Here is an 11,193-nt window from a genome sequence, read left to right on the forward strand (position 1 = left end):
ACCTTAAATCAGATAAACATACCACCCGAAACTTCAATCCGTTGCGCCGTCATCCAGCCACTGCCGTCGCTGAGTATCAGTGCAATCGCATCACCGATATCATCCGGTAAACCGGCGCGACCCAGCGCGGTTTGTGCAGCGACAAACGCATTCACCTCAGCATTATCACGCACCATGCCGCCACTGAAATCCGTTTCTATCGCCCCCGGCGCAATAATATTCACCGTAATTCCGCGTGTACCCAGCTCTTTCGCCTGATAGCGCGTCAGCACTTCCATCGCCCCCTTTACCGCGGCATAGGCGCTGGATCCCGGCAGACTAAAGCGCGCCAGTCCGCTGGAGACATTCAGAATACGTCCGCCATCCACCAGCAGCGGCAACAGCTTTTGCGTCAGGAAAAAGGGACCTTTAAAGTGAATATTAACCAGCTGATCAAATTGCTGTTCGGTGGTCTCCGTAAACGCAGCGTGCAGTCCCGTACCAGCGTTGTTTAATAAATAATCAAAACTATCACGCTGCCACCGGGTTTGGAGCTGACTCTTCACCTCAATAACAAACGCATCGAAACTGCTGCTGTCAGCAACATCGAGCGGAAGTGCCAGCGCACGGGCGCCGAGCGCCTCAATTTCCCGCACCACCGCCTCAGCTTCCTGCTGCTGCGTGCGGTAAGTCAAAATGATATCACGGTGGTTTTTTGCCAGCTTAATTGCTGCATTCTTACCTAAACCGCGGCTACCACCGGTGATCAATGCAATTTTACGCGTCATTTTCTGTTCCTCAGGATTAGTTGGGACGAAAATAAGGATATTCCTCGCGTTTTGATCTATAAACGGCTGTACCACCATTTCACTGTTTCAATGCAGACAACAATCGGGTGATAAATGGATAAAATTCACGCAATGCAGGTTTTTGTCAGAGTCGCTGAAATGCAGAGTTTTACCCGTGCGGCAGAAAGCCTTGGCCTGCCCAAAGGCAGTGTCTCGCGGCAGTTGCAGGCGCTGGAAAATCAGATGGGCGTCCGCCTGTTGCATCGCACCACCCGACGCGTGCAGCTGACGCAGGATGGCATGATCTATTACGAACGCTGTCGCGACCTGCTGGCGACGCTGGAGGAGATGGACTCTCTGTTTCAGAATGATCCCGCCACCCTTAGCGGGCGACTGCGCGTCGATATGCCGGTCAGTCTGGCCAGCAACTTTGTCATTCCGTTGCTGCCCGAATTTTTACAGCACTATCCGGGAATTGAGCTGGAACTGAGCAGCAGCGACCGCCTGGTCGATGTGATTCGCGAAGGCTTTGATTGCGTGGTACGCGTCGGCACCCTGAAAGATTCCGGACTGATTGCCCGCCCGCTGGGCCATTTGCCGATGATTAATTGCGCCAGCCCGGGCTACCTGGCGCGTTTCGGTACACCCCAAACTCTCGATGACTTATCGCAGCATGCGATGGTGCACTACAGTTTGCAATTGGGCAGCCCGGCGGAAGGATTTGAATTCTTTGATGGTCAGCGTTGTCATACCATTCAGACTGGCGGCGTGGTCACGGTTAACAGCACGGAAACCTATCGTGCGGCCTGCATTGCCGGACTGGGGATTATCCAGGTGCCGCGCGCGGGCGCTCAGGAAGCGCTGAAAGCGCGCACTCTGGTAGAGATATTGCCTGCATTTCGCGCCCAGCCGATGCCCGTTTCACTGATTTATCCCCACCGGCGCAACCTCGCGCGCCGTGTTCAGGTGTTTATGGAGTGGCTGACGCAGGCAATGAAACGCTACGCCAGCTGACAGCCGGACTATAATTGTCATTCAGACAGATTATGCCAAGAGGATAAAAGCGGTTAATGACGGATAAGCAGAACCCACAGCAGCAAGTCAACGAGGTGGCTGAAGAGAAGCCACTGATTTCGATTAAAACCGGTAATAAGACCGTCGATCACTCGATCACCCGTCTGTCGCGGCTGGTCAGCTGGTTTCAGGCGATCCCCGCAGTCGCGCATTTTATTCGTGCCGGTGAACGTTTTAATGACCGGCTTGGCAGTCAGTTTGGCGCCGCCATCACCTATTTCTCATTTCTGTCGCTGATCCCGATTTTAATGGTCTCATTCGCCGCCGTCGGTTTTATTCTCGCTTCGCATCCCGATCTGTTAACTGAGCTGATCAATAAGATCGTCAGTAATATCAGCGATCCGACGCTGGCGACCACGCTGAAAAATACGGTGAATACCGCCATCCAGCAACGTACCACCGTCGGGCTGACCGGTTTACTGATTGCGCTTTATTCGGGTATTAGCTGGATGGGCAATCTGCGTGAAGCGATTCGCGCCCAGTCGCGTGACGTCTGGGAGCGCAATCCCACCGACAAAGAGAAGATCTATTTCAAATACAGCCGCGACTTTATTTCACTGACCGGCTTAGTACTGGCGCTGATTATCACTCTGTCGCTGACTTCGGTAGCTGGTGCCGCGCAGGCGCTCATTGTCAGCGCATTGGGTCTTGATCATATTGAATGGTTACGACCGGCAATGACTGTTATTGCGCTGTCGATCTCGATTTTTGCCAACTACCTGCTGTTTTTATGGATTTTCTGGATCCTGCCACGCCATAAGCCGCGTAAAAAGGCGCTGTTTCGCGGCACCCTGCTGGCCGCCATCGGTTTTGAGATCATTAAATTTATTATGACCTTGACCCTGCCAAAGCTGGCATCTTCTCCTTCGGGTGCGGCTTTCGGTTCGGTGCTCGGTCTGATGGCGTTTTTCTACTTCTTCGCCCGTCTGACGCTGTTCTGCGCCGCCTGGATTGCGACCGCGCAATATCCCGACGATAAGAAAATGCCAGAGCCTGGCAACCATTCGCCGCATTGATTACCGGTCATGCTGATGCTTTGCGTGGCGCCACATCATCAGCATGCCGTAACGGCTTAAAACCAGTTAAAAATCTCGCCTGCTGTGCAAATATCAGCCAACAGTCAGCATTTATCGCTGACAGCTAACTTTTATTCAGCCATTTTTTAGTGATTCACGCTAAAAAAGTGGCTGATTGCCTTGCCATCCGCCAGCAAACATCCAATGACAGAAATTATCCACTTTTACCCCCTTCAGGCCAGCGCCGACGCGGGTTTTCACCATTGAATGCGGCTTTTTCTATGCGTAAGATTCATCTCTCGTTTTATAAATAAGAATTAACTATGCAAGCCACCATCGCACCAACTCTCGACGCAGAGCCAGACGCCACACCAGTGAATTCACGCGGAAAAGTGGTGGTCGCTTCGCTAGTCGGCACTGCTATCGAATTTTTCGATTTCTATATTTATGCCACAGCAGCGGTTATTGTTTTCCCGCACATTTTCTTCCCGCAGGGCGATGCGACGGTTGCCACGCTACAGTCGCTGGCCACCTTTGCTATCGCCTTTGTCGCACGTCCGATTGGTTCAGCGCTGTTTGGTCACTTCGGCGACCGCGTAGGCCGTAAAGTGACACTGGTCGCCTCACTGCTGACCATGGGTATTTCTACCGTGGTAATTGGCCTGTTACCAGGCTATGAAACAATTGGTGTCTTCGCGCCAATGCTGCTGGCGCTGGCGCGCTTTGGCCAGGGTCTGGGACTTGGCGGCGAATGGGGTGGTGCTGCGCTGCTGGCAACCGAAAATGCTCCGCCAAAAAAACGTGCGCTGTATGGCTCTTTCCCACAGCTGGGCGCGCCAATTGGCTTCTTCTTTGCCAACGGCACCTTCCTGCTGCTCTCATGGCTACTGACCGATGAGCAGTTTATGGAGTGGGGCTGGCGTGTGCCGTTTATTCTCTCCGCCGTGCTGGTGCTGATTGGCCTGTATGTGCGCGTATCACTGCATGAATCGCCGGTGTTCGCTAAAGTACAGCAGGCAAAAGCGCAGGTTAAAGTGCCGATCGGCACCCTGTTCAGCAAACATATGACCGCCACCATCCTTGGCACCTTTATTATGCTGGCGACCTATACGCTGTTCTATATTATGACTGTTTACTCAATGAGTTACGGCACCGCCGCCCAGCCGGTTGGCCTTGGCTACTCGCGTAACAGTTTCCTGTGGATGCTGATGGTAGCGGTGATTGGTTTTGGCATTATGGTGCCGATTGCCGGCATGCTGGCAGACCGCTTTGGCCGCCGCAAAACGATGATCACCATTACGCTGCTGATTATCGCTTTCGCCCTGCTGTTCCCGGTGATGCTGGGTTCAGGTCAGCAATGGCTGGTGATGTCGTTCCTGGTGCTCGGTCTGAGCATTATGGGCCTGACCTTTGGCCCGATGGGTGCGCTGCTGCCGGAACTGTTCCCGACTGAAGTGCGTTATACCGGTGCTTCGTTCTCCTACAATATGTCGTCAATTCTTGGCGCTTCGGTGGCCCCGTATATCGCCACCTGGCTGACCGCCAATTATGGCCTGTACGCTGTCGGCCTCTATCTGGCTTCCATGGCCTGCCTGACGCTGCTGGCGTTGTTTGCCATCAGGGAAACACGCCACCAGTCGCTGTGATAGTGAGATAGCCTCCAGGGTATTGAAAAGCCGGACAGTGTTCCGGCTTTTTTTATGCGCCGCCCGTATACGCTATTTCTTCGACTTCATCTGTTGCAGCACTTTAGTACACTGATTTTCATCGTTATCGCTGGGGGAAACCAGCGCCAGCAGCGCGGCGGCCGGTGCGGCGACCACACCTAAGGCGACGGCGGCGGCGCCACGCGCGATTAACGGCCCGGCTTTTACCCCGGCATCCGGGCTTTTAAAGGTGCCACGCACATATAGCGGCGAACGCAGGGTAATAATACGAATCCCCTTACTCTCTGGATCGATCGATAAATCGAGCCGCTCATTAGCAAAATTGGTGGTGCCGGAAATATTGATAATCGCGTTTTCGGTATCAAAGACAAACAGACGCGTCGAAGCCAGACCATTACGCACATTAAGATCGGCAGCAGCGCAGTTGATGCGAACCTCATCGTCGCCAAACAGTTTGCTTACCACATAGTTACCGACGTTAAGTCCGACAATTTCCATCAGACCACGGCTAATCAGACCGTCGTTCATTAACAGCTTCAGATCGCCATTACTGGTAGCCAGCAAATCCGCCACTGAATTACCGGTGCCGCTTAAGGTCGCATCGCCATTCAGCTGACCAAGGCTGCTCTGCATCGCCTCAACCCCTTTAAACAGCTCACGCAATCTCAGTTTACGGGCGTGGATATCAGCACGTCCACGCAATGGCGTTTTGTCGCCTTCTAAATGAATGGTGGAATTGAGGTTGCCGCCCGCCATTGCAAAACGCAGCGGATCTAACAGTAAATCACCGTTTTTTAATACGACATGCGTATAGAGATCGCTAATTGGCAGTGAGTTACTGTGTTCAATGCGTTTGCCGCTAAATTTCACATCGGCGTCCATCACATTCCAGCTTTTACTGTCGAATTTATCATGCGGTAATACCCGATCCGCAGGCTGCCTTGAGGCTTCGCCGCGTTTCGCCTTCGCCTGTTCAGTTTTAGCGCTGTCTTTGCCAGAATCGACGCCAATAAGCGGCCCCAGATCGGCCATGCGCAGCTGGCGCGACTCCAGTGTACCTTCCAGTTTTGGCCGCGGTTTAATCTGGCTGTAGGTCAGCGAGCCATGAATATCACTGTCACCAATATGACCATTAAAGCCCTGGTAGCGGAACACCGGGCCTCCCGGTTCACTGAAGCGCGCCTGCAGATGGCCATCGGTTTCGTACGGAGGGGTATCCGGCAACAGTACCCCGGTTAAGCCATACAAATTAGCCAGCGTATCGCCGGAAAAACGCAGACGCAGGTCGAGACCACCAAGATTCATGGGATCCTGCAGGCTGCCCGCCACCCGCACCCGAGTGGTGCCATTGCGTACATCAGCCTGAATCGGAAATGGCGTGGTTTTGCTGCGTAACGACAGCATTCCACCGATTTTGCCATTGCCGTTAAGCTGTTCATTATTGTATTTACCCTGCGCTTTCCAGCCGAAAACGAAATCAGCCGCATGTTGCTGTTTATCGTCGCCGCCCGCCAGCTGCGCATAAGGCACCGGTTTACCTAGCGGATCCACCATCACCTGCACATCGGCTTTATTAATTGCGTCGCGATAATTAATCCGCCCCTGGTCAAACACAATATTGTCGAGGCGGAATGACCATGCCGAAGGCTGCTGACTGGCATCCGCGTTATCGCTACTGGCCAGATTAAACGTCCAGTTATTTTTGGCGTCAGCGGTCTGCACCAGCCGGGCAACCGGCTGCTGTAATTTGATCCACGGGATCCAGACTTGCTTAGCCAGTAACGACAATGGCGCCAGCGTGGCGTCAACACGCTGCAGATGCACCATGCTAACTTCAGGAATTTCAGGAGGATTACCGAGCATAATATCTTCGGCATGCACATGCGGCCAGGGAACCCAGCTGCGCCAGCCGGGTTCATCGCGATTGCGTTCCCAGCTGACGCCCAGATCGCCACGAATGGCAAAAGGTCGGTTTAATTCCGTCGAGACTTTCTGGTTGATGGTTGGTTTGAGGCGATTCCAGTCAAAAAAGAGTATAACCAGTACCACGACCACAACCAGCAGCAAAAAAATCCCGCCAATCCAGCTTATTACTTTCCCCGTACGCGACATCTCCTACCCCTTGCTAATCCCATGTCTCTATTAAAGATAGTCGAGACCATGGAGATCGGCATCAGGCAAGCTGGAGAGGAAGATCGGTTAGCTGTTCAAAGGGAACGGGGCGCGAAAAAAAGTAGCCTTGTGCAGCAAATGCTGACGATCCCTGTACCTGAGCCCACTCCTCTGCCGTTTCCACACCTTCCACAATCACGCCTTTACAGTAACGATTAATCAGCGCCAGCAGCATCGCGAACAGATTACGTCCTTCTTCAGTTTTACGCAGCAAAATAAACAACTCACGCGCCAGCTTAATATAGTCATACTTTAATTCTGTCAGGGCAGAAAAGTTAGCCATCCCCGAGCCAAAATCATCCAGCCATAGCGGACCCAGCTCCGGCATCTGCGCCACAGCTTCTTCTTGCGGTAAAATATGATGTTCAACCAGCTCAAAACGCACCCACGGCAGGCGGGCGATCAGCGTCCGAATTTGCAGATTATGTTGCAGGGCGAGCAGCGAAGGACCATCGATATTGACGGATGCGACCATGCCGCCATCAACAAACTTGTCTTCCCATTGGCTCAACAGCTCAAGCTGTTCTTCGACGATATGTAACCGCTGTGAGATATCAAGCGCGGCAAAGTAGTCTTCTGGCGATAACCTTTGACTCGGCGCGGCAGGGTGAAAGACCGCGGTAAGTAACTCAATTGCCATCAAGCGACCGGATACTTCATAGATCGGCTGGAAAGTGTATAGTCGCTGGCACTGCTTCCAGTACTGACGCTTTTCCTGATGTTTTTTTTCCACAATTGAGGAGGGAAGCCGATGACTGATATGTTTCAGCATCATGGTTTACATCCTGATTAGGGAGTCTGCCTTCAAATGGCATCCTGTGCAGCAAGTATCGGCATGCGCAGCAATAACTTTATCTGTGTCTAAAGCCACTTTTATACACTCCACTATATCAGCCACTTAAACCAGCAATACGGAGTATAACGGCCAGAAATGCAGGTAATTACCCTGTTTAATCAATACCCTTTTTCGTCAAATTAAATTAAAACACTGTTTTAAATCATTGACTGACGTCAGCGGCAAAGCGAGACTAAAGGCCGAATTTCCTCGAGGCTGAGTACCATGACGCATAAAAAAATTGCCGTGATTGGCGAATGCATGATTGAGCTGTCGCAGAAGGGCGCAGATTTAAACCGTGGCTTTGGCGGCGATACCCTGAACACCGCCATCTATCTGGCGCGTCAGCTGCCAGCAGAGTCATTAAGCGTGGAGTATGTCACCGCGCTGGGAACCGATACTTTTAGTAATGAGATGGTCGCCGCCTGGCAGCAGGAGAAAGTGAAGACCACGCTAATCCAGCGCATGGAGAACAAACTCCCTGGCCTGTATTTTATCGAAACCGACCCGCAAGGTGAGCGTACCTTCTTCTACTGGCGTAATGAAGCCGCAGCCCGTTACTGGCTGGAGAGTGAGCACGCTGATGAAATTTGTGAACAGCTGGCGTTGTTTGACTACATCTATCTGAGCGGTATCAGCCTGGCGATACTAAATGCCAGCAGCCGGGAAAAATTACTCGCTTTGCTGGCTAAATGTCGTAGCAACGGCGGCAAAGTGATTTTTGATAACAATTATCGCCCACGCCTGTGGCAGAGCCGCGAAGAGGCGCAGCAGGCCTATGCCGACATGTTAGCCTGCACTGATATTGCCTTCCTGACGCTGGATGATGAAACGCTGCTGTGGGGCGAAGCCAGTGTTGATGATGTGGTCAGCCGCACACGCGCCGCGGGAGTGGCAGAAATTGTGATTAAACGTGGTGCGGAATCCTGCCTGGTGGCCAGCGGCGATGCGCCATTAATTGACGTGCCGGCGGTAAAGCTACCGAAAGAGAAGATTGTCGATACCACCGCGGCAGGCGATTCATTCAGTGCGGGCTATCTCGCCGTACGCCTGACCGGTGGCAGCCCCGCCGACGCGGCCGCGCGTGGTCATCTGACCGCCAGCACGGTGATTCAGTATCGCGGCGCAGTGATCCCGAAAAGCGCGATGCCGCAGTGAACCCTCCTTCTCGCATGACCAAAGCCGGTCGATCCCGGCTTTGATCTGATCATTACGATCCTTCTGGTAATACAATTAAATCCATTTATGTGACTGAAGGCAATAAACAGGCCTGCAATTCTTTTAGCCTCTCCTTTTACCGGCTAGTATTTGTATTACTATATATCTAACAACCCGGTAATAAGGAAAAGCTGATGTTCTCTGATCTTAAAAACAAACGTGTACTGATCACCGGTTCGACGGCCGGTGTCGGCCTGGCAGCTGCACAGGCATTTGCCCGCCAGGGCGCCAAAGTGGGGCTGAATGGTTCACGCCCGGAATCCGCCGTCAGTGCAACGCTGGCAGAGCTGCGCGCAGAGGGTTTTGACGTTGCGTATTTTCAGGCCGATCTGGCGCAGTCTGCCGCCTGCCAGCAGTTGATTGAAGCTTTTGTTAGCCACTTTGGCGGCATCGACGTGCTGGTGAATAATGCCGGTGGCTTAGGTGGACGTAAAGGACTGGAAAGCATCGATGATGATTTTTACGACCATGTTATGAATTTAAATGCACGTTCAGCGCTGATGACCACGAAGTTTGCCATTCCGCATTTACGGGCAGCGGCCAAAAGCAGCGGCGCCACCAGTGCGGTAATCAGTACCGGTTCGATTGCCGCCCGTGAAGGCGGTGGCCCTGGCGCCGGCATTTACGCGGCATCAAAAGCCTGGCTGCATGATATTCACCGTAACTGGGTGAAAGAGTTTACCGCTGACCATATCCGCTTCAATATCGTCTCACCGGGCACCATTGATACCGCTTTTCATGAAGATAAACCGCAGGAAGTGCGCGATCGCATTGCCAGTACTATCGCCATGGGCCGCTTTGGCCGCAGTGAAGAAGTGGCACCCAGCTTTCTGTTCCTCGCATCACACGCCTGTAGTGGTTATATCACCGGTCAGATTATCGATGTTAATGGCGGCCAGATGGCACCCTGAAACAAATTTTGGAAGGGAGCGCCAAAGAAACCATGCCCGGCGTAGGCGTTCCCAACCTGATGTTGTATCATCGGCCCCATGTGAAACTTCAGGTATGACAAAAGCCTATGCAGTTTGAAATGATAGCCAATGCCCAGCGTGGACTGGACCTGCTGATTGCCAGCGACATCGCGCGCAAAATCATGACTGGCACCCTGAATGCCGGTGATATTTTGCCCAGCGAAGTGGAATTATGTAGCCGGTTTGGCGTCAGCCGTACTGCGCTGCGTGAAGCATTAAAGCTGTTATCCTCAAAAGGCCTGCTGGAATCACGTCCTAAAATCGGCACACGCGTACGCGATCGCTCTCACTGGAATATCCTTGACGTTCAGCTACTTGAGTGGATGACCGGCATGGAAGCAACGGAAGAGATGTACCATCAGTTTCTGGAATTTCGCCGGGTGATTGAGCCACATGCCACCAGCCTCGCCGCCATCAATGCCACTAAAGAGCAGCGCATTGAGCTGTCGCGAATTTATCGCGAAATGTGCGAAGTCGACGCCGGCACGTTTGAGCCAGAAACCTGGGTGAATATCGACACTCAATTCCATCGGATGATTTTTCTCTCCTCCGGCAACTGCTTCTATATTCCCTTTGGCAACGTGCTGACCACGGTGTTTAAGTGGTTTATCAGCTACTCCTCCAAAGAGGGCGGCACCTGCATGAGTGACCATCGTAAAATCTATGAAGCAATTATGATGGGCGATGCCGAAGCAGCACGTCAGGCGTCGCTGAATCTGATGGAATCCAGTAAACATCGTCTGTAGCGGCGGCGTTTTCGTCGTCCGTGCCAAAGATTTCTATCGTCATCTGGAGTACAAAGCGATGCTTAAAGTATGGGGCAGAAAAACCTCTTCCAATGTTCAGGCGCTGATGTGGTGCATCGGTGAACTCGGGCTTCCTTTCGAGCGTTACGATATCGGCCATAAGTATGGCGGCAACGATACCCCTGAGTTTCTGGCAATGAATCCTAATGGTCTGGTTCCGGTATTGAAGGATAATGACGGCCCGGCGCTGTTTGAGACCGGCGCCATCCTGCGCTATTTGTCTGAGCAGTACGCTACAGCGCCGTTCTGGCCAGATGACATTGTGCAGCGCAGCCAGGTGGATATGTGGGCGGAGTGGGCCAAGCTGAACATCTCACTGAGCTTTACCGGGCCAATCTTCTGGAAAATAGTGCGAACGGCGGAGAAAGATCGTGATCCAGTGGCGATTACGGCGGCAATCAGACATCTGACCAGGCTATTACAAATCGCTGAAACCCGGCTGGCGCAGCACGACTACCTGGTGGGTAATGCCTTTACGCTGGCGGATATTCAGCTCGGTTATATGCTGTATCGTTACTATGATATTGATATTGAGCGCGCCGATTTACCGGCGCTGCAACGCTATTATCAGCGTCTGACGCAGCGTCCCGCTTATCGTGAGCATGTGATGATCTCATATGAAGAGCTGCGGGTAGTCTGACCGGCCGCAAGCTCAGCACGGCGACCC

At 52.7% G+C, this 11,193-nt stretch carries 10 protein-coding genes; 7 read left to right on the forward strand and 3 right to left on the reverse strand.

The annotated features are described in order from the left end of the window. Nucleotides 1–8 precede the first annotated feature (8 nt). The gene (locus N5923_RS09465; protein ID WP_267143124.1) at nt 9–767 is read right to left on the reverse strand and encodes an SDR family NAD(P)-dependent oxidoreductase; all 759 of its coding nucleotides are present in this window, start codon (nt 765–767) and stop codon (nt 9–11) included. 114 nt (nt 768–881) lie between these two features. On the opposite strand from N5923_RS09465, the gene N5923_RS09470 reads away from it, so the two are divergent. The 3 genes from N5923_RS09470 to N5923_RS09480 all read left to right on the forward strand — a co-directional run bounded on the left by N5923_RS09470 (nt 882) and on the right by N5923_RS09480 (nt 4,503). Then, a complete protein-coding gene (locus N5923_RS09470; RefSeq protein WP_267143125.1) occupies nt 882–1,781 on the forward strand; it encodes a LysR family transcriptional regulator in 900 nt (299 codons plus the stop codon). 56 nt (nt 1,782–1,837) lie between these two features. Further along, nucleotides 1,838–2,857 (forward strand): inner membrane protein YhjD, encoded by a 1,020-nt coding sequence (gene yhjD / locus N5923_RS09475; RefSeq protein WP_267143126.1) that lies wholly within the window; start codon nt 1,838–1,840, stop codon nt 2,855–2,857. Nucleotides 2,858–3,180: 323 nt separating this feature from the next. Further along, nucleotides 3,181–4,503 carry an MFS transporter gene (locus N5923_RS09480; protein WP_267143127.1) on the forward strand — a complete coding sequence of 441 codons (1,323 nt, stop codon included), beginning with the start codon at nt 3,181–3,183 and terminating at the stop codon, nt 4,501–4,503. A gap of 72 nt (nt 4,504–4,575) precedes the next feature. On the opposite strand, the gene N5923_RS09485 is transcribed toward N5923_RS09480, so the two are convergent. Beyond that, complete coding sequence (locus N5923_RS09485; RefSeq protein ID WP_267143128.1) at nt 4,576–6,636, reverse strand: AsmA family protein; 2,061 nt, start codon at nt 6,634–6,636, stop codon at nt 4,576–4,578. A 61-nt stretch (nt 6,637–6,697) separates the two neighbouring features. Further along, nucleotides 6,698–7,471, reverse strand: coding sequence for a cyclic-guanylate-specific phosphodiesterase (pdeH, locus tag N5923_RS09490; RefSeq protein ID WP_267143129.1), 774 nt, complete (start codon nt 7,469–7,471; stop codon nt 6,698–6,700). Between the two features lie 285 nt (nt 7,472–7,756). Here pdeH and kdgK point away from each other — a divergent pair, with 285 nt between their 5' ends. From kdgK to N5923_RS09510, 4 genes are all read left to right on the forward strand, one after another. Continuing rightward, nucleotides 7,757–8,689 (forward strand): 2-dehydro-3-deoxygluconokinase, encoded by a 933-nt coding sequence (gene kdgK / locus N5923_RS09495; protein WP_267143130.1) that lies wholly within the window; start codon nt 7,757–7,759, stop codon nt 8,687–8,689. 194 nt (nt 8,690–8,883) lie between these two features. Further along, complete coding sequence (locus N5923_RS09500; RefSeq protein ID WP_267143131.1) at nt 8,884–9,660, forward strand: SDR family NAD(P)-dependent oxidoreductase; 777 nt, start codon at nt 8,884–8,886, stop codon at nt 9,658–9,660. A 107-nt stretch (nt 9,661–9,767) separates the two neighbouring features. Further along, the gene (locus N5923_RS09505) at nt 9,768–10,466 is read left to right on the forward strand and encodes a FadR/GntR family transcriptional regulator (protein WP_267143132.1); all 699 of its coding nucleotides are present in this window, start codon (nt 9,768–9,770) and stop codon (nt 10,464–10,466) included. 58 nt (nt 10,467–10,524) lie between these two features. Then, on the forward strand, nt 10,525–11,166 hold the full coding sequence (locus N5923_RS09510) for a glutathione S-transferase family protein (RefSeq protein WP_267143133.1): 642 nt from the start codon (nt 10,525–10,527) through the stop codon (nt 11,164–11,166). The last annotated feature ends 27 nt before the right edge of the window (nt 11,167–11,193 follow it).

Origin of the sequence: Winslowiella arboricola, assembly GCF_025527015.1 — a bacterium.
Classification (GTDB): domain Bacteria; phylum Pseudomonadota; class Gammaproteobacteria; order Enterobacterales; family Enterobacteriaceae; genus Erwinia; species Erwinia arboricola.

What these genes read in the sequence shown, in the direction of transcription:
- N5923_RS09465 (WP_267143124.1), bottom strand. Translation starts at nt 767, where the DNA reads ATGACGCGTAAAATTGCATTGATCACCGGTGGTAGCCGCGGTTTAGGT.
- N5923_RS09470 (WP_267143125.1), top strand. Translation starts at nt 882, where the DNA reads ATGGATAAAATTCACGCAATGCAGGTTTTTGTCAGAGTCGCTGAAATG.
- yhjD (WP_267143126.1), top strand. Translation starts at nt 1,838, where the DNA reads ATGACGGATAAGCAGAACCCACAGCAGCAAGTCAACGAGGTGGCTGAA.
- N5923_RS09480 (WP_267143127.1), top strand. Translation starts at nt 3,181, where the DNA reads ATGCAAGCCACCATCGCACCAACTCTCGACGCAGAGCCAGACGCCACA.
- N5923_RS09485 (WP_267143128.1), bottom strand. Translation starts at nt 6,636, where the DNA reads ATGTCGCGTACGGGGAAAGTAATAAGCTGGATTGGCGGGATTTTTTTG.
- pdeH (WP_267143129.1), bottom strand. Translation starts at nt 7,471, where the DNA reads ATGATGCTGAAACATATCAGTCATCGGCTTCCCTCCTCAATTGTGGAA.
- kdgK (WP_267143130.1), top strand. Translation starts at nt 7,757, where the DNA reads ATGACGCATAAAAAAATTGCCGTGATTGGCGAATGCATGATTGAGCTG.
- N5923_RS09500 (WP_267143131.1), top strand. Translation starts at nt 8,884, where the DNA reads ATGTTCTCTGATCTTAAAAACAAACGTGTACTGATCACCGGTTCGACG.
- N5923_RS09505 (WP_267143132.1), top strand. Translation starts at nt 9,768, where the DNA reads ATGCAGTTTGAAATGATAGCCAATGCCCAGCGTGGACTGGACCTGCTG.
- N5923_RS09510 (WP_267143133.1), top strand. Translation starts at nt 10,525, where the DNA reads ATGCTTAAAGTATGGGGCAGAAAAACCTCTTCCAATGTTCAGGCGCTG.